Below are 19228 nucleotides of genomic sequence, written 5' to 3' on the forward strand. Positions count from 1 at the left end.
TATCTTTGAAAAAAAGTAGTTCTAACAAAAAACTTATTTCATTAAAAAGACAACCATTAGTCTTACTGATTTTTTCTTCTATTTCTTTTTTATTGATTTTATTAAGGTTGATTTTTTTACAACTCTTAAATTATGAATCTTTTAAAAAAATGTCTGATGAAAACAGAATTAGACTTATTGCTTCTCAACCAATACGGGGCAGAATACTTGATAAAAATGGTTATGTTTTAGCAGATAGTAGAGTTAAATATTCTTTAATAATAAAGCCTCAATCTGTTAAAGAAAGTAGTTGGGAAAACCATAAATCAAGTATTTCTGATTTGTTAAATCTTGATAGTAATTTAATTCAAAAAAAATATTTTGATGGTAAAAAAAATCAAAAACTTTCAGTAACTATTCTTGATGACTTGAATGTTGATCAATTAATCAAATTCAAGGAAAATGATGATAATTTATTTAGTTTTGAAATCGCGACGAAATTAATTAGAAATTATCCCTATCAATCTGTTGCTGCTCATGTAATTGGTTATAGTCAGCCAATCACTGAATCAGAATATAACTTTTTATCTAAGAAGGGTTATAAATTAAATGACTTAATTGGGAGAACTGGAATTGAATATGTTTATGAAGATTTTATAAGAGGTGAATGGGGTGGAGAAATGGTTGAAGTAAATTCTTTAGGCAAATTTCAAAGATCATTGGGTATTAAACCTTCAAGGCAAGGTAATGATATTGAATTAACTATTGATATGAACTTGCAATTAGTTGCGGAGGAAGCACTGCGAGACAAAAAAGCTGGAGCGATAATAGTGATGGATCCAAGAGATGGTGCAATAAGAGCAATGGCAAGTAAACCTACCTTTGACTTAAATTTTTTCTCAAAGGATTTTAAGCCTGAGACAGAATATAATAAGCTATTTAATTCTTCTGAAAAACCTCTTTTTAATAGAGCATTAAATGCTTATGATCCAGGAAGTGTTTGGAAAATTGTAACGGCTTTGGCGGGCTTAGAAAGTGGAAAATTTCCTATTGATACAATGCTAGAAACAAAACCATGTATTACTTATGGTAGTCAATGTTTTAGAGAACATAATGATTTAGGCTTTGGTGTAATAGGTTATGAAGATGCTTTAAGAGTTTCAAGCAATACTTTTTTTTATCAAGTCGGATATGGTGTAGGCGTTGATGAAATTTATGAGGTTTCAAAAAAGCTAGGTTTCAATTCTTTATCCGGAATTGAAATTTCTGAACAAGAAAACATGGGCTTAGTAGCTAATAGTCAATGGGCTAAGGATGGTAGAGGATGGGGAGAACCAGGTAGAACTCCCTGGGTTCCCGAAGATATTGCGAGTATGTCTATTGGACAATTTGTCGTTCAAGTAACTCCAATTCAAATAGCTAGAGCATATGCAGCGATTGCTAATGGAGGTTATCTAATTACTCCCCATTTAACTAAAAAAGATGGAGAAAGTCTTTTAGATAAAAAACGTATTAAAATTGACATTGCTCCAAAAAATATTCAATTGATAAAAAGTGGCCTTAGAAAAGTGGTTGAGTCTGGAACGGGGGTATCAATTAATTATGGAGTTACAAATTTACCTCCAGTTTCAGGTAAAACAGGAACTGCTGAAGATGGTGAAGGTGGCTTAGATCACGCTTGGTTCGTTTGCTTTACTCCTTCGGAAAAGAGTGAGTTGGTTGTAGTTGCTTTTGCACAAAATACTCCAGGTGGAGGGTCTGTACATGCACTCCCTATGGCAAGAGAAATTTTAAAAGTTTGGAATGAAAAAAAATGATATTAATTTTTGGTTTTAAAGTTTATGTTTTTAATTTTTTCATTTGTAAAAGTCTTTGAATTATATCTTCAATAGTTTTGGTATCTATCGGTTTACTATATGAGGACAAAAGTTGTCTGCCTAATACTTGACTTCCTAAATGCACTAATTGAATGCGTAATGAAGTAAGCAGTTCTAACCCTATGCCACCAGAAAATGTTGCAATTGCAATTGGTTGACCATTAAATAAGTTTCTAAAGTCATCTCCCGAAATAGAGAGCCATGCTATGAAGTTCGAGAGAATGGGAGGTATAGATCCATTATATTCAGGAGCGCAAATCACCCACCTTTCTATTGCGAAAAGCTTTTTTTTTAATTCTTTTATTTCACTTGGAATATTTTCTTTGCTGTGAATTCTTGGATTAAATAATGGAATATCAAGAGTGGTAAGATCTAAAATTTCAGACCTTATTTTAAGTTCATTACTTTTTTCAAGAAATTTTTCAGAAAGTTCTAGATTTTTACCACAACTAGCCGTAATGATTATTAGGTCTTTTGTTTCAGTCATAAATTAGATACATAAATTTAATAGTTAGCACCTGTTTTGCGGTGATGAACTGCCGTTAGACTATTGGATTTTAGTATATTACCGTGTAGTACTTCGGCGTATATTACCCAATGATCTCCACATTCCATTCTCTCTTTGACAGAAGCATCTAACCATGCGAGCGATTCAGGAATGATTATCTGTTCATTAGGAGTTAATTCAATATTTATGCCTTCAAATCTATCTTCTCCAGGTGCAAAGGGCTTTGTGAATCTTTTCAAAGGTTCTTTAAAATCTTTTTCACTAAGAATATTTAATGCGAATGAATCTCCTATTTGCAGAAGAGACTCTACCGATCTATCTTTTGCTACTGCAATACTTAACCCGGGCGGAGAAAAACTTGCTTGACTAACCCAAGATGCAAGCATAGCTCCTTTAATATTATTCTCATCTTTGCCTTTAGAGGCTGTAAGTACACAAAGTGAACCAATTACTCTTCCAAGAGCTTGTAGCTTTGGATCCGTTTTGCTTGTAATCATTCCAGTATCTGATTTTCTGGGTTTTTTCTTTGCTTTTTTTATAATTTTTCTTCCAAAGTGAGTTCCTATTTCTTCTAACTCTTTAATCTTTGGTTTATTTGGACTGAATTTAATCCTTATAGGGTCAAAACTAAACTTAAAACCACCGTCTTTTAATTTTGTTTCAAGTAAATCTATAGCTTCGCCGCTCCAGCCAAAACTGCCAAAAATTCCAACTGGCTTATCTCTATTACCCTCTGCTAATAATGTTCCTAATGCACTAACTATTGGAGTTGGGGCGTGACCACCCAATGTGGGTGAGCCTATTAAATATCCATCAGCATTTTGGATAGATTTTACAAGTACATCATTAGGTGTAAATTCACAATTAATACTTTCAACTTCTACTGAGGTTCTATTTATCCCTTTAGCCAATGCATCACCTATTGAGGCTGTATTTCCATAGGCACTTGCATATATCAGAGCGATTTTAGGATTATTTGTTGAGAGGTTCTCTCCCCATCTAATATAGTCATTTAAAAAGCTTTTTAAGCTATATTCGATCGCCGGACCATGTAATGGTGCAATAGTTTTAATGTCATAATCTGCAATTTTTTCAGTTATTGATACCACTTGATTAGACATTGGTGCCATCAAGCAATCATAAAAATGTTTCCTATCAATTTCTGTACTAACTCGATTTGTTTCAGACCAATATTTAGACGCAATGTGTGCAGAGAAAATTTTTTCACTAAGAAGTATTTCTTGATTACGTTCATAAATTATTAGGCCACCAGGCCAACGTGCTGTTGGAATAGGAATTAACTCTAGTGAAATGTTATCTAATTCTAAATTAAGTTCTTTTTTGATTATGTTTATTTCAGGTAATTGAATTTCAATAAAGTTTTCTAAGGTAGGATTTCTTTGATTCCAAAGTTCGCTAATAAGTTTATAACCTGGATTAGAGCAAGTAATAGTTGTGTTTTGAAATTGGGTACTTATATTTTTTATAGTTTCAATAATTTGGGGATTAATATGACCAGAAATGAAGTTGATTTTATCTAATTTAAATTGATCGCAAAACCTAGAAATTACTTTATTAAATGAATTTAAATATTGTTTCTCAGGTGGATGAATAACAAAAAGTTCCTCATGACTTCTAATGAAAAAAGTATTAAAAGAAGTTCCTTTTTCAAGGTTAAATTCAAGTTCAAATCTTTCTTTATTTTGGTCTAAGAATCTTACACAAGAAAAATTTTCGGTAATTTCAAATGCTGATAAGTTTTGATTTTCTGCAAGTTGGCCTATATTTATATCTGACATTTTAAAGACTTATTTTCTAATAGTGATTAGCAACTTTTCTATGATGCACTGCTGTCTTGCATGATAAGTCAGAAACATTACCGTTTTCAACAATTCCGTAAATTATCCAATGGTCTGGAGTCTCCATTCTGGAACTAACTTTACAATCTAAAAAGGCGAGTGAATCTGAGAGAACTGGTCCTCCTTCAGCGATGTTGCTAATTACATCTACATCTGCAAATCTATCAGCTCCAGGGGCAAATCTTTTTAAAAAATGTCTGAACATTTTTTGATAGTTATCTTCTCTCAAGATATTCACAACAAAACCATTCCCAACTTGCATATATGATTCAATAGCTCTATCTTTTGCTACTGCAACTGTAATACCAGGTGGAGAAAAGCTTGCTTGACTAACCCAACTTGCGACCATTGCACTTTGTCTAAATGTGGAACCTTCCCCTTGGCTCGCTGTAACTACATATAATCCTCCACTTAATCTACCTAACGCTTTATCTAAATTTGAATCAAGGCTCTTCATAGAGGCAATATTCTTCTTTTTATTGATCAATTGACCCAAGTCAGTTCCAGCTTCTTCGAATTGTTGATAAACAATGGGATCTGGAATATTTTTAACTCTTAAAGGGGAGAAAGCTTCTTTTTGACCAAGTTCTCTTAATTTATTTGCTAAGGAATCTATTGGTTCATCATTTCCACCAAATGCATCATAGACAGCAGTAAATTGTTTCGGTTTTAGTGCTGCAAATAAAGTACCGAGGGATTCTTTTAATTCATTATCTGAGTCAACTGGCCATGTGGGAATGACTAATGCTTTTGATTCGGAAATTAAACTTGTTAATTCTTGCGGGTCAGAAGATCTTAAATCAATTAATTGAACCTGTGCATCTGCTTTACTTATTCCATGAGATATCGCTTGACTTAGTCGATCACAATAACCATAGTCACTTATATAGCAGACTGACACAAAATCATTACCTTTGCTTTTATTGCTACTCCATTCTAGATATTTTCCTTTCCAAAAATTGACCTGATTATGGAGCAAAGGCCCATGACCAACAGCTATTGTTTTTAATTCAGGTAGCTTATCTATTCTTTTAATTGCCTGCAGAACGCTTCTAGCGTTTGGACCCATAAGGCAATCGTAATAAAAACGGAAATCATCGTATATTTCTTTTTGATCAGTGTCAAAAAATTCTTCAGAACAATAATGGAGTCCAAATGCATCGCATGTATAGAGAACATGTGTGCTGTGATCATATGAAAATATGGTATCTGGCCAATGTAAATTTGGTGCACTTATAAATTCAATATTATGTTCTAAACCACTCTTAGGATTAGTTCCGAGATTTAAAAACTCTCCACTCTTAACCTCTAGACGCTTAAAGGGAATATGTATTTGGTCTTCAATAAATTTAAGGGCTAATTTTGATCCAACTATTGTGATATTTTGGTTTAATTCTATAAGATTACCTATTAAACCAGAATGATCAGGTTCTGTATGGCTTGTAATTAGATAATCAACTTCTTGCGGATTTACCTTTTTCAGTAATTCTTCAAACCATAATTCTTCGAACTTTGCATGACTTGTATCAATAATTGCTATTTTTTCGCCTCTAATAATAAAACTATTGTAAGTAGTTCCATTTCTTAAACCAAATTCAATATCAAATCTACTGCGATCCCAATCCAAAGATCTTATGGCACAAGAATCATCAGTGAAGTTTTGAGATTGAACTGTCAACTTGTTATTTATTTGTGCCAATTTAGAATTACTTGTCTGGGCAGAGGCTATCATAGAATAATTCGCTTTATAAAATAACTTTAGTTATATAGAATATAGATCCGCGTGATCATTTTTGCGAAATAACCGAAATTACGCTTTTCTTGAATTTTTATTCTTCTTATTCTGGATAAATGACATCTCAACTGATTAAAAAAATAGTTACTGGAGATGAGATAAGAAATGCTTTTTTAAAATTTTACAGTGAAAAATTACATAAAATCATTCCAAGTGCATCTTTGATTCCAGATGACCCTACGGTTATGCTCACAATTGCTGGAATGCTACCTTTTAAACCAGTTTTTTTAGGTTTAAAAGAAAGACCATCAAAAAGGGCTACATCTAGCCAAAAGTGCATCAGAACAAACGATATAGAAAACGTTGGAGTTACAGCTAGACACCACACTTTTTTTGAAATGCTTGGTAATTTCTCTTTTGGAGATTATTTTAAACGAGAGGCTATTCAGTGGGCTTGGGAATTAGTTACTAATGTTTATCAACTTTCTGTTGAAAATATAATTGTGAGTGTTTTTAACGAAGACGGAGAGTCTGCAAAAATTTGGAGAGATCAAATTGGTATTCATCCAGATAGGATAGTGAAACTAGGTGAGAAAGATAATTTTTGGTCATCTGGTAAAACAGGTCCATGTGGACCTTGTTCAGAACTTTATTATGATTTTCATCCTGAAAAAGGTCTGCAGAATATTGATTTAGAAGATGGAGATCGTTTTATTGAATTTTATAATCTTGTTTTTATGCAATATAATCGTGATCCTAATGGAAAATTGACAGATTTAAAATTTAAAAATATTGATACAGGAATGGGCCTTGAAAGGATGGCTCAAATATTGCAAAAAAAGCAAAATAATTATGAGACAGATTTAATTTTTCCTATCATTCAAAAAATTTGTGAGATTGCAAATATTGATTATTTTTCTTCAGATGATAAAAACAAAATTTCTTTAAAAATTATTGGAGATCATACAAGAGCTGTTATTCATTTAATTTCTGATGGAGTAGCAGCAAGTAATCTCGGCAGGGGATATATACTGAGACGGCTTATTAGAAGAATGGTCAGACATGGGAGGTTATTAGGCATAACAAATGAATTTTTACCTCATATTGCTACTGTCGGGATCAATCTAATGCAAAATAATTATCCCGATTTAAAAAATAATAGTGATTTAATTTTGAATGAGATAAAAATTGAAGAAGTAAGATTTAGGGAAACTCTTGAAAGAGGAGAGAAATTGCTAGATGAGTTAATTTCTTCAGGGCAGAAATTGATTTCTGGTTTTAAAGCTTTTGAACTTTATGATACTTATGGATTTCCTCTAGAACTTACTGTAGAAATTGCTGAAGAAAATAGTATCAGTGTAGATGTAAAGGGTTTTGAAGAAGAAATGAATGCACAAAAAGAGAGAGCTAAAGCTGCTTCAACTAATATTGATTTGACATTAGAGGGATCATTAGAGCGAGAAATAGATCTTTTTAACAAAACTGTTTTTAATGGTTATGATTCACTTCTTTCGGAAGCTGAAATAAAGGGTATATTCTTGGATTCAACATTAGTTAAGCAAGCAAGTAAAGGTCAGAAAGTTTTAATTGTTCTTGATCAGACAACTTTTTATGGAGAATCTGGCGGTCAAGTTGGTGATATTGGAACGATATTTTCAAAAGATGTAGAGGTCTTGGTTGATAATGTTATTCGAAAGAAAAATGTTTTTTTACATTATGGAACTATCAAAAAAGGAATATTAACTATTGGACAAAAAGTTAAGACTAATGTTAAACCCTCTAATAGAGCTAAGGCTGCTGCAAATCATACAGCTACCCATTTATTGCAATCTGCTCTTAAATCAATCGTTAATGAAAGTGTTGGACAAAAAGGTTCATTAGTAGCCTTTAATAAATTAAGATTTGACTTTAATTCTTCAAATCCTATTTCTAAAGATCAAATTTCTAAGATTGAGACTTTAGTTAACTCTTGGATTATGGAAAATCATATCCTAGAAATAAAAAATATGTCTAAGAGTGAGGCTCTTGAAAAGGGTGCAGTGGCCATGTTTGGAGAAAAATATGATGATGAAGTGCGCGTTGTTAATGTGCCAGGAGTTTCAATGGAACTTTGTGGTGGCACACATGTTAAAACTACATCTGAATTAGGTTCTTTCAAAATAATTAGTGAGGAAGGAATCTCAGCCGGAGTAAGAAGAATCGAAGCATTATCAGGCCAATCAGCATTAGACTATTTCAGTGATAGAAATGCTTTAGTAAATCAACTAAGTGATTTGTTAAAAGCAAATCCTAATCAACTTTTTGAAAGGGTTAATAATTTGCAAGCAGAGCTTATTAATAAGAATAAAGAGATACAAAAAATGAAAGATGAAATTGCATATTTTAAATACTCTTCTATGAAATCATCTGCAGAAATAGTAAATTCTTTTTCAATTTTAGTAAATCAGATTGATGGCTTAGATGGGAATTCTTTGCAATCTGCAGCACTTAATTTAACATCTCATTTGGGAAATAAAGCAATAGTTATTCTTGGAGGAATACCAAATCCAGACAATAGAAAGTTGTTATTTGTAGTTTCTTTAGGGGATGATGCAGTAAAAATAGGATTGCATGCAGGTAAATTAATTAATGATATCGCAAGAATTTGTTCGGGAGGTGGAGGAGGAAAGCCTAACTTTGCTCAAGCAGGTGCCAAAGATATTGATAAGTTAAGTGATGCTATAGATTATGCTAAAAATCTTTTGCAAAAAACATTAGATAGTCATTCTGATAAATAACTACTTTTTCTGAGACTAATTTCGATTTGATCCATTAATTTCCTTGCTTCTTCAATAGTTAATTTTTGTTGATCAATTGCTGATTCAGTATTAATTCTTATAGATTCAACCAAAGAAGCTGAACTGTAATCTAATAATTGTAAAATTTCAGATTTACTGTCCTCTTTAATAATATTTTTGACCTTATATGAATTATCTTGATTTATATCTATATGAACAACGTTTGTACTGCCAAACAAATTGTGCAAGTTTCCTAATGCTTCTTGATAGGCTCCAGTCATAAAAATTCCAATTAGATAATCTTTATCTTGCTCTGGCTTATGTAAATTTAGTAATGATTTAATTTTTCCATCATCAATAAAATTATTTAGTTTCCCATCTGAATCACAAGTTAAATCTGCAAAGTTGCCTTTGCAGAAAGGCTCTTCTAAGTGCCTATGTATTGGTAAAATTGGAAATATCTGATTGATTGCCCAGCTATCTGGAATAGATTTAAAGATTGATATATTTGCATAATAAGTTGACGCAAGAGTTTCTGTAATTTCAGCTAAATCAGGGTGATTGATTTCATCATTATTCAGGTTATTAGAAATTTCTTGTGCGCAAGCCCAGGTAAGTTCTTCGGCATAAGCTCTTTCTGCTAAACTTAAAAATCCTAATCTAAAGGCAACTAAGCAATCTTCTTTAAACTTTTTTGCATCATTCCATAGTTCAATTATTTGAGATAAATTTATTTTTTTATTTTTAAGTTTTTTTAATTCATAGAAAGTTTCAAGTAAATTTGAAATGATTAATTGTTGATCTTTTTGATCAATAATTTGTAGTTTGGAACTGACATGGCTAGTTCCCAAGACATTAAAAATTAAAACTGAACAATGACTAATTATTGCTCTTCCACTTTCTGAGATTATGGTTGGATGCTTGATATTATTTAATTCACATGAATCTTTAATGGTTGCAATTACATCGTTAGCATAATTTTGAAGAGAATAATTAGTAGAGGTGTTGGAGGAGGTTTTAGTTCCATCAAAATCTATCCCTAATCCCCCCCCTACGTCGATATATTGCATTGGGGCTCCTAGTTTACATAGTTCAACATATATTTGACTCGCTTCTTGTAATGCGTCTTTGATCACAGCAATATCACTTATTTGACTTCCTATATGAAAATGGAGCAATTTCATTTCGTTTATAAGATTTGCTTCTTTAAGTTCTTTTATTGTCAACATAATTTCTGGGATTGATAATCCAAATTTGGAATTATCTCCAATAGATTTTCCCCATCTACCACTACTTTTACTTGATAACTTTGCTCTAATTCCTATCAATGGAGTCGCGTTAAGTTCTTGAACTGCTTGAATAATTCTTTTTACCTCATCTCGTTGTTCAATAACTATTATTGGATTTTTACCGAGTTTTCTGGCCAAAGTAGCAATCTCAATATATTTTTTATCTTTATATCCGTTGCATATCAATAATGAATTTTGGTTTTCAAGAAGTGCAAGGCCAATTAATAGTTCTGATTTACTTCCTACTTCTAAACCAAAATTCCACTGACTACCAAACTCTATTATCTTTTCCAATACATTTTTTTGTTGATTACATTTGACAGGAAAAACGCCTTGATAGATATTCTTATATTTGTAGTTTTTTATTGCTTTTGAAAAAGCATCATGTAGTGCATTTATTCGATCTTTTAAGATATCGTTAAATCTTATGATTAATGGAGGATTGATTTCTCTACTTTTAAGTTCTTTGACAAGCTTGAAAAGATCAATCTTTTTTTCAGATTTTATATCTTTAGTTACTGATATATTTCCTTTGGAATTTATAGAAAAATATTTATCCCCCCATTTGTCTATGTTGTAAGTCGAAATACTATCTTCAATAGTCCAAATATTTTTTAATTTTTTTGGTTCAAAATTGGTCAATTTATTTCTTAATAATTAAAATGTTTTTGAAAATAAATCAAAACAATATCTTTTATTTTAATGATTACTTGCCAAGTTACCACCCAAAAGTTGAATATACATAGAGTGATTATTAACTAAATGACCAAAGAGAGAACCTTTATTGCAATTAAACCAGATGGAGTTCAAAGAGGATATGTTGCTGAGATTATTGGCAGATTTGAAAAAAAAGGATTTAAATTGGTTGGATTAAAGCAATTAATCCCTTCAAAAGATCTTGCTCAAAATCATTATGGTGTACATAGAGAAAGACCCTTTTTTGGTAATTTAGTAGACTTTATCTCAAGTGGTCCTGTTGTAGCAATGGTGTGGGAAGGCGAAGGAGTTATTTTGAGTGCTAGAAAACTAATAGGTGCAACAAAACCTCTTGAAGCAGAGCCTGGAACAATTAGAGGTGATTTAGCTATTGATATAGGGAGGAATATTATTCATGGTTCTGATGGAGAAGATACTGCAAAATTTGAAATTGATCTATGGTTTAACGATGAGGAATTATGTGAGTGGGAAACTTCTGATTCGAAATGGCGATCTGAAAATTAAAATTTAAATCTCAAATCTATCTAAACTAAATTTTTCTAAAAAGCTTTTTTCTATTTCTTTAAGAATTTTATTTTGAACTATTTTCAAAAGAAGATCACTTGTTATTGCAGAAAATAAAACTCCATTTCTATAATGTCCTGTAGCTATAAAAAGGTTTTCAATTTTTGATTTTCCAATTATTGGTTTAAGGTCTGGTGTGCAAGGTCTAAATCCCCACCAATGTTCCATTTGTGGCCAATTAATAGCTTCTGGTAATAAAGAGCAAATGCCTTCTTGCAGTTCTTTTATTCCATAAGGAGTATTACCCTGATTAAATTTTGAATCTTTTTCAACTGTCGCTCCAACGATAATAAGTCCATCATCACGAGGAACTAGATAAGTTTTTGGACCAAAAATAACTCTTTTCAAGAAATTTGTTGGACCTTGTATTGATAGCATTTGTCCCTTTACAGGAAAGACTGGAATCTTATTAAAAATTTTTTTACTCCAAGCACCACTGCATATAATTGCTTTTTCGCAGGTAATTTTTTTTAGTTCCCCAGTGGCACATAAAACTGTCGCTCCAGTAATTTTGTTTTTTTCTAATGTCAAATCCTCTACTTCTGATCCTTCTTGAAATTCGACTCCATGCACGGAGCATGCCCTCTCAAGAGCTCGCATCAGTCTTCTTCGGTTATCTATCTGACCATCTTGTTCAAAAAGTAAACCATGTTTCCAAATCGAATTTATTCCCTTAATTTCTGTTTGAAGATCTTTCTGATTTAAATACTTTCCATATTCATAAGTAGGAAACTCTTCAAGATCTTCTTTATTTATAAAAGGAACTACTATTCCACATTGTTTTAAACCGCATTTCATATTACTATCTTTTTCAATACTTTTTATCCATTTTGGAATTAGACTTTGACTTTTTTGGCCAAATTTTAGTAATTCATCTTCGAGCCCTTCGGCATGCGTAGCTAACATTCCTGCAGCAACAAATCCAGCTGATTCATTTCTGTTTTTGCTTAAAACTAAAACTTTGAAATTATTTCTAGAAAATTCATAAGCAATAGATAAACCTATTAGTCCACCGCCAATAATTAAAATTGAATTTTTTGTTTCTTGCGTCATTTAATATTTAATATTTTTATTTGTGTTTTGGTCCTCTTTTCCTTTATATCCAATAATATTAATAAAGAGACTTTTAATAATGAACAATTTTGAATCTTGGGAAGCTGTTATTGGTTTGGAAACTCATGTACAGCTTAATACGAAAAGTAAAATATTTACATCTGCGTCAACAGCTTTTGGTGATGCACCTAATACGCATATAGATCCTGTAGTTTGTGGGTTACCAGGAACTCTTCCAGTTTTGAATGAGACTGTTCTGGAGTACGCTGTAAAAACTTCTCTAGCATTAAATTTAAATGTTGCAGAACATTGTAAATTTGATAGAAAACAATATTTTTATCCTGATCTGCCAAAAAATTATCAAATTTCACAATTTGATGAGCCACTAGCTGAAAATGGCTGGCTAGAAGTTGAAATAATAGAAAAAGACAAAGAACCTTATTTTAAAAAAATTGGTATAGAAAGGCTACATATGGAAGAAGACGCCGGTAAATTAGTTCATTCAGGCAGTGATAGATTAGCTGGTTCTAAGTATTCCTTAGTTGATTACAATCGTGCTGGAATAGCACTTTGTGAAATTGTAAGTAAACCAGATATTAGGACAGGTAAAGAGGCATCTGAATATGCTTCTGAGATTAGAAGAACAGTTAGATATCTCGGGGTATCAGATGGAAATATGCAGGAGGGTTCATTAAGATGTGATGTCAATATTTCAGTTAGAAAAGGCCCTAATGCTCCTTTTGGTACCAAAGTGGAAATTAAGAATATGAATTCATTTTCTGCAATCCAAAAGGCTTGTGATTATGAAATAGCCAGACAAATAGAAGTTTATGAAAATGGAGGAGAAATTTTCCAAGAAACAAGGCTATGGGATGAAGCTAAGCAATTGACAAAAAGTATGAGACTAAAAGAAGGTAGTAGCGACTATAGATATTTTCCTGATCCTGACTTAGGACCAATTGAAATAACAAAATCCCAAAAAGAAATATGGTTTAAAGAATTACCAGAATTGCCTTCAAAGAAAAGAAATAAATATGTAAGTGAATTTGGGTTGTCTGCATATGATGCAAGGGTAATTTCTGATGAAATTAATATGGCAAACTTTTTTGAAGCAACAGTAGCCAATGGTGCTGAGGCCAAACTAGCTTCAAATTGGGTAACAAGTGATATTGTGGGCTATTTAAAAGCAAACAAACTTAGTTTTAGTGAATTAAAGCTTAGTCCCGAAAATCTTGCTGAAATGATTAATATGATTTCAAAAAATGCTATTAGTGGAAAAATTGCAAAAGAAATTTTACCTGAACTAATTCAAAAAAATATTTCGCCGGAAAAATTAGTTGAAAAAAAAGGGTTGGCTATGATATCTGATTCTTCAAGTATTTTACCAATAATCAATGAACTTATTACTGAACATCCAAATGAAGTGCAAGCATTTAGAAATGGTAAAACTAAATTACTTGGTTTTTTTGTTGGTCAACTTATGAAAAGAACTAAAGGTAAGGCTGACCCTAAACTTGCAAATAAACTTCTTGCAGAAAAGTTGAATAGCTAAAGCTTCAAAGAAGCTCTCTTATAGTATTGATCCATTTATTTTGATCATCTGAATTATCTAAAATAATATCTGAGAGTTTACTTTTTTCTTCAAAACTTAATTGAAGATTTATGGTTTCATATGCTTCTTTTTCGCTAATTTTATCTCGTGTGATAAGTCTTTTTTGTTGTAGTTCTCTAGGGCATTTAACTAACCATATTTCAGTGCAAATATCTTCAAATTTTGCTTCAAATAATAATGGAATAACCATTACTATAGTTTGATTATTTTTGTATTGACTGCATTCTTGAATCATTTTTTCTTTAATTAAGGGGTGAAGTAGTTTCTCAATCCATTTTTTACTTTCTGAATGTTTAAAAATTATGTTTCTTAAAAGTTTTCTGTTTATTGCTTTCTTTGAATTGTTCGTATTATCAATTATTTGATTTCCAAAATAGTCTAGAATTTTTTTATATCCATATGTGTTTGGTTTGATTAATTCTCTTGATAAATTATCTGCATCTAATATCGGTATTTTGTTATGTTTTCTAATGTAATTTGTGATGGTTGTCTTCCCACTCGCGATACCTCCTGTTAAACCAATTCTTCTTTGGTTAGTTTTTAATTGTTGAAGAATATCCATATATTTAATAATAATCTAATTTTCTATTTCTTTAGTATTAAAGGGAAGTTAGTATGAATTAAAAATATAAAAAAAGATTGAGCCAGTCTGATTCCACTTGGTCGTTTGTTGATGAAGGTAATGAAACACCTAAGGGTTTTCTTTTCGCTGGGATTTCGGCTGGATTAAAAGCTTCTAATAAAAAAGATTTAGCACTTATACTCGCTCCAGAAGGAAGTATTGTTAGTGGAATGTTTACCCAATCAATAGTTCGCGCTTCTTGTGTCGATATTTGTGAGGAAAGGATTAAAAAATCTTCAGGTTTTGTTCGAGCAATACTAATTAATTCTGGTCAAGCAAATGCATGTACAGGAAATCTTGGAATTCAGCATTTTCAAATTGCTACGGCAAAGATTGCAGAACTTTTAGGAATAAAAGAAGAAGAAGTTTTAATGTGCTCAACTGGTGTAATTGGTGTTCCTATACAAATAAAAGATTTAGTAAAAAATTTACCGAATTTAGTTAGTGATTTAAAAGTTAATAACTTTCAAAATGCAGCAGAAGCAATTTTAACGACGGATTTGACTTTGAAAAAAGTTTTAATAGAGACGATTATTCAAGGTAGAAAGATAAAAATAGCAGGATTAGCAAAAGGATCAGGAATGATTTATCCCAATATGGCTACAATGCTCGCTTTCCTGACCTGTGATGCAGGTATTGAGAAAAAAGAATGGGACAAAATGATTTCTATTGCTGTAAAAAAATCTTTTAACGCAATATCAGTTGATGGAGAGACAAGCACAAACGATTCTTTTGTTGGAATAAATGCAGGAAATAAAATTGATAAAAGATTTTTGCCAATTATTCAACAAGGAATCGACATTGTATGTCAAAACTTGGCAAAAAATATTGCTAGGGATGGAGAAGGGGCAAATTGTTTATTAGAAGTTTTAGTTCAAGGAACAAAAAATACTGATGATGCAATTATCGTTGCTAAATCTATATGTAATTCTGCATTGGTAAAAACTGCAATACATGGCTGTGATCCTAATTGGGGAAGAATTATTTCTGCTGCAGGTAATTCTGGCGTTAAATTCAATCTAAATGATGTTGACTTACATATAGGTAACCATAAGATTTTGGAAAAGGGAAAGTTAAATAAATATGATTCGCAAAAAGTCACAGACTATATTAGGTCCAAAATGAAAGGTAGATATTTAGTAGATGATATTGTACAAATTATGATTAATCTAAACTCTGGCGAATTCAAAGGCACAGCTTGGGGATGTGATCTTTCTAAAAAGTATGTTGAAATAAATAGCGAATATACTACATAGTCTGAGATCGACTGTGCTGGAATCGAAGTCAAGGAATAATTAAATGATATGACACTAATATGACAGTAGATTTTAACGAATTTATTAACTTCAAAAAGTTTATTTTAAAAATTTTATTTAAGTTTATAGATTGCTAAATCTTTTGACTTAATTTCCTTAAGTGCAATTTTTTCAAGTCTTTCTAATCTTGATAATAGTTGCTTGTTTTTCTCCTCAAGAGATTCAATTTTGTTCTTGAAATTTTCTTTCTCTTTCATACTAATTTGAGTTGGTTTTATGGCCTTACCTAATTTCCATACAAATCCTGCGCGTGCAGAAAAAGTATCTTCAAAATCCCCAGCATAATCTTGACCAGGCATAGTCATAGACGCCGCATAATTTACTGAAAGTTTTTCATTTATTTTAGAAGCACAACCTCCCGAAAAAGCAAAATCCCCTCCGTGGGTTCCACTCCCCAAACCGCAAGCAAGAGTAGTTTCAGTTGGCACAGTTGGTAAACCTGTAAGGGCAGCACTTAATGCTCCAATATTATTAATAGATTGCTCAACATCTCTTCCATTAATTAATAATTTGCTTCCATTTGTGATATTTATTGGTACTACTTTTCCATCTGCATTTGTTCCCCATAATTGTTGCTCATTTGCTGTCTCTTTCATTTTCAAGGAATTTTTTCCAATACTTGTAATCCCTGTTGATGCATCTGTTCTAATTAATTCATTTATGCCTTTTGGATAAAGAATCATATCCTGAGTAGGCGCATTACTTAATTTCGTAATCGAATTATTTTTTAAATCGTATTCGAGAAGGTATTCAGAAGAGTTTGCGTTGCTGGCGTTCTTTTCATAAGTAGAAAAATAAACTTTCCCATTGTATTCATCATAAATTCCATCTTCAATATCAGCATGTATACCTACATCACTTCCACTATATGAATTCAATGTTGTAGATGTTCCATTTGATGTAACTCCATAAAATGTAACTGTGTTTCCTGAGGTTGTTGAAGTAAGAAATTGATATTCATTTGCTTTAGCAACTTCAAAGAAAGGAATTAATAAACTTAACAGAGATAAAATAGAAAATAACTTTTTCATTTTCAAAATATATTTATCTAGTTTTATCAAAGAAGTATTTTAAAAACTTAATTATTGCGAATTTGACTCAAAGTATCGTTAAATTAATTTGCTTTGTTACCACTTTATTTAGTGTGATTAATTTTGTTAATTGTTACTTACTCAGTGGTTGGATATGACACTAATATGACACTGCTTCAGTGGTATCAAGAGGTTTGATTAGGTAGCATTTACAATATGACACCAATATGACACTAATTAAATCCTTAAAATTAATTGGTATGACTGATTTTTACCCTTTATGTTTTTATCAATAGCGAATATACGACGTAGAAAATGTGATGTTTGGGATTAGTTGATATGACTATATAAAATCTCTAAAAGAATACACACCTTTTGCAACTGTGACAATACTGTGATTATTATTTCAGTTCAATTATGGAAGTTTTATGGTTGCTAAATCTTGAGATTTAGACTTGCCAAGTGCTACTTTTTCTAGTCGTTCTAGTCTTGCTAAAAGTGCTTTATTTTGAACAATAATGTTTATATTGTTTGCTTTTAGATCACTTATTTCTTGCTTCAATTCTTCTTTTTCTTTCATACTGATTTGAGTTGATTTTTTTAATTCACCTAGTTTAAAAACAAATCCCGCTTTAATAACCCCATTATCTAAGGTGCCTTCTCCATAGGATTTTGAACCACCAAAAACATATGATCCTCCAGCATTTATATCAACTCTTGCATTTACTTTAGAAGCACAACCAAAACCTAAAGCATACCTACTGCTATAAGCACCAGTTCCAACGCCACAACTTAGTTTGGATTCTTTTGATGTTTGAGGAAGTGCGGTTAGTGCTGCTGTAAGTGCTGTTGAACCCGCTACACCTTCTCCGAGATTTTTGATGTTCGAAGTATTAGAAGAAATATTGGAAGTATTAGTAGAGATATTATTTTTATTTGTTGTTACTTGTGCGCTATCCCCTGCTATTACTTCTACACCATCAATTAATAACTTACTACCATAAATGTTTATTGGAATTTTGTTATTACTATCATCTTCTGCCCATAAATGATGAACTTTTGTCCCATCACTAAGTGTTGAATAATCTTCAGGAGTAATTAAAGAGTTTTTACCAATATGAATATTCCCATCTGCTTGTTTAGTAATCATTGGATTACCATCTATGCTTAATCCTTCAGCAGTAATGTCAATATCATTTCCATCAGCACCTATTTGGATTGATCCATCAGAATTTTTAGTAAAAATTGCTTGACCATCTATATTTAATCCGTCTGCTACTACATCAACATCATTCCCATCAGCACCAATTTGAACTGAACCATCACTATTATTTTTTACCAAAGTTGCACTATTAGTTCCCCCTGTGCTTATTCCATCATCATCTATTCTTAAGAGTTCATCTGTACCAGATCCACCAAGTGAGATGAATTTAGTATCAGTTGCACCACAAGAAGCACTAGTTGTATTACATTTTTTATCTGCAAGATTTTCCATCTTTACAGGTATATCAATAAACATTGGACTTCCAGAACCAGGAAGATTGGTGATATTTGTAAATCCTTCGAAAGCATTCGTATCCATATCAAATATCCTAATTCTTCTTTGTGCATTTCCACTTCTTGGTGGCTCTAAAAAATAAATCTTCCCTTTTTGTTGATCAACAGTATAGTCCGTTGCACTAAAAGAGTTTGTTGTAGAGTCAGGAAATATATTGGATATGATAATACTAGCTGCGCCGTCAGCGGCTAATTTATAAAGGTGGACTTGAGTTTCGCTACCTGTATTTTCTGAGGAAACAAAATATCCTAAGTCTGATGTAGCAGTTGAAACTTCTCCAGCTAAGGAAGATAAGGGTGTTATTAATAAAGTCGAACTGAATAACGAAGTGAATATTTTCTTTAGTGTTTTTAGCATAATTTTTATACGTAGGGATACTTTATAAATATATAAATTTTGTTAATTTAAGACTTTTTAAATTTTAAATATCACCTAAATCAATTTTTTTATTAAAGAAATTTTTTTTAAGTAATAGGAAATTCCCATCCCCCCTCTTAATTCTGAATATCCACCTTTGGTAGTAATGTGATTATTCTGCGATTACGCGTAAGATCACAGAAATTAATCTTAATTATTTCAATGAATTTTATTTAAAAATCTAAAACTGTGATTATTATTTTCCCGACTGTGATTATGGTGTGATTATTTTCTAAAAATTTACTTAAGTGCTAGCAATGTATTACAGCAAGGTGTATATACTATTTGCCCAAGGTTGAAATAAATAGCGAATA

13 protein-coding genes are annotated in these 19228 nt (G+C 31.6%); 5 read left to right on the forward strand and 8 right to left on the reverse strand.

The window, feature by feature from the left end; all coding sequences use genetic code 11:
* Positions 1-5 precede the first annotated feature (5 nt).
* Positions 6-1796 (forward strand): penicillin-binding protein 2, encoded by a 1791-nt coding sequence (mrdA, locus tag HA146_RS00215; protein ID WP_209107601.1) that lies wholly within the window; start codon positions 6-8, stop codon positions 1794-1796.
* 22 nt (positions 1797-1818) lie between these two features.
* Here the strand turns inward: mrdA and HA146_RS00220 are convergent, their stop codons facing one another.
* From HA146_RS00220 to HA146_RS00230, 3 genes are read right to left on the reverse strand one after another with little or no spacing between them, the layout of a single operon-like run.
* The gene (locus tag HA146_RS00220) at positions 1819-2343 is read right to left on the reverse strand and encodes an NAD(P)H-dependent oxidoreductase (RefSeq protein ID WP_209107603.1); all 525 of its coding nucleotides are present in this window, start codon (positions 2341-2343) and stop codon (positions 1819-1821) included.
* 17 nt (positions 2344-2360) lie between these two features.
* Entirely contained in the window at positions 2361-4163 is a 1803-nt protein-coding gene (locus tag HA146_RS00225; RefSeq protein ID WP_209107605.1) for a diflavin flavoprotein, read from the reverse strand.
* Between the two features lie 16 nt (positions 4164-4179).
* Positions 4180-5955 carry a diflavin flavoprotein gene (locus HA146_RS00230; RefSeq protein WP_209107607.1) on the reverse strand — a complete coding sequence of 592 codons (1776 nt, stop codon included), beginning with the start codon at positions 5953-5955 and terminating at the stop codon, positions 4180-4182.
* A 119-nt stretch (positions 5956-6074) separates the two neighbouring features.
* Here HA146_RS00230 and alaS point away from each other — a divergent pair, with 119 nt between their 5' ends.
* The gene (gene alaS / locus HA146_RS00235) at positions 6075-8735 is read left to right on the forward strand and encodes an alanine--tRNA ligase (RefSeq protein WP_209107609.1); all 2661 of its coding nucleotides are present in this window, start codon (positions 6075-6077) and stop codon (positions 8733-8735) included.
* Here the strand turns inward: alaS and speA are convergent.
* Positions 8720-10666: a biosynthetic arginine decarboxylase gene (speA, locus tag HA146_RS00240; RefSeq protein WP_209107610.1), complete on the reverse strand. Its 1947-nt coding sequence runs from the start codon at positions 10664-10666 to the stop codon at positions 8720-8722. The two genes, alaS and speA, sit on opposite strands and share 16 nt — an antisense overlap.
* Positions 10667-10786: 120 nt before the next feature.
* Here speA and ndk point away from each other — a divergent pair, with 120 nt between their 5' ends.
* On the forward strand, positions 10787-11245 hold the full coding sequence (gene ndk / locus HA146_RS00245; RefSeq protein WP_209107611.1) for a nucleoside-diphosphate kinase: 459 nt from the start codon (positions 10787-10789) through the stop codon (positions 11243-11245).
* A 3-nt stretch (positions 11246-11248) separates the two neighbouring features.
* Here ndk and thiO read toward each other — a convergent pair whose 3' ends face one another.
* On the reverse strand, positions 11249-12358 hold the full coding sequence (thiO, locus tag HA146_RS00250; protein ID WP_209107612.1) for a glycine oxidase ThiO: 1110 nt from the start codon (positions 12356-12358) through the stop codon (positions 11249-11251).
* Positions 12359-12437: 79 nt separating this feature from the next.
* Here thiO and gatB point away from each other — a divergent pair, with 79 nt between their 5' ends.
* On the forward strand, positions 12438-13910 hold the full coding sequence (gatB, locus tag HA146_RS00255; protein WP_209107613.1) for an Asp-tRNA(Asn)/Glu-tRNA(Gln) amidotransferase subunit GatB: 1473 nt from the start codon (positions 12438-12440) through the stop codon (positions 13908-13910).
* A gap of 4 nt (positions 13911-13914) precedes the next feature.
* Here gatB and coaE read toward each other — a convergent pair whose 3' ends face one another.
* On the reverse strand, positions 13915-14532 hold the full coding sequence (coaE, locus tag HA146_RS00260; protein ID WP_209107614.1) for a dephospho-CoA kinase: 618 nt from the start codon (positions 14530-14532) through the stop codon (positions 13915-13917).
* Between the two features lie 77 nt (positions 14533-14609).
* Between coaE and argJ the strand changes: the two genes are divergently transcribed.
* Positions 14610-15848: a bifunctional glutamate N-acetyltransferase/amino-acid acetyltransferase ArgJ gene (gene argJ / locus HA146_RS00265; RefSeq protein ID WP_209107615.1), complete on the forward strand. Its 1239-nt coding sequence runs from the start codon at positions 14610-14612 to the stop codon at positions 15846-15848.
* A 113-nt stretch (positions 15849-15961) separates the two neighbouring features.
* On the opposite strand, the gene HA146_RS00270 is transcribed toward argJ, so the two are convergent.
* Together HA146_RS00270 and HA146_RS00275 are read right to left on the reverse strand one after the other, a co-directional pair.
* Positions 15962-16939, reverse strand: coding sequence for a YadA C-terminal domain-containing protein (locus HA146_RS00270; RefSeq protein ID WP_209107616.1), 978 nt, complete (start codon positions 16937-16939; stop codon positions 15962-15964).
* 415 nt (positions 16940-17354) lie between these two features.
* Complete coding sequence (locus HA146_RS00275) at positions 17355-18854, reverse strand: YadA C-terminal domain-containing protein (RefSeq protein WP_209107617.1); 1500 nt, start codon at positions 18852-18854, stop codon at positions 17355-17357.
* Positions 18855-19228 lie beyond the last annotated feature (374 nt).

It is taken from the genome of Prochlorococcus marinus CUG1416, from assembly GCF_017695965.1.
Classification (GTDB): domain Bacteria; phylum Cyanobacteriota; class Cyanobacteriia; order PCC-6307; family Cyanobiaceae; genus Prochlorococcus_A.

Coding starts and splice junctions, on each gene's coding strand:
- HA146_RS00220 (WP_209107603.1), bottom strand. CDS start 2,343: ATGACTGAAACAAAAGACCTAATAATCATTACGGCTAGTTGTGGTAAA.
- HA146_RS00225 (WP_209107605.1), bottom strand. CDS start 4,163: ATGTCAGATATAAATATAGGCCAACTTGCAGAAAATCAAAACTTATCA.
- HA146_RS00230 (WP_209107607.1), bottom strand. CDS start 5,955: ATGATAGCCTCTGCCCAGACAAGTAATTCTAAATTGGCACAAATAAAT.
- alaS (WP_209107609.1), top strand. CDS start 6,075: ATGACATCTCAACTGATTAAAAAAATAGTTACTGGAGATGAGATAAGA.
- ndk (WP_209107611.1), top strand. CDS start 10,787: ATGACCAAAGAGAGAACCTTTATTGCAATTAAACCAGATGGAGTTCAA.
- thiO (WP_209107612.1), bottom strand. CDS start 12,358: ATGACGCAAGAAACAAAAAATTCAATTTTAATTATTGGCGGTGGACTA.
- gatB (WP_209107613.1), top strand. CDS start 12,438: ATGAACAATTTTGAATCTTGGGAAGCTGTTATTGGTTTGGAAACTCAT.
- coaE (WP_209107614.1), bottom strand. CDS start 14,532: ATGGATATTCTTCAACAATTAAAAACTAACCAAAGAAGAATTGGTTTA.
- HA146_RS00270 (WP_209107616.1), bottom strand. CDS start 16,939: ATGAAAAAGTTATTTTCTATTTTATCTCTGTTAAGTTTATTAATTCCT.
- HA146_RS00275 (WP_209107617.1), bottom strand. CDS start 18,854: ATGCTAAAAACACTAAAGAAAATATTCACTTCGTTATTCAGTTCGACT.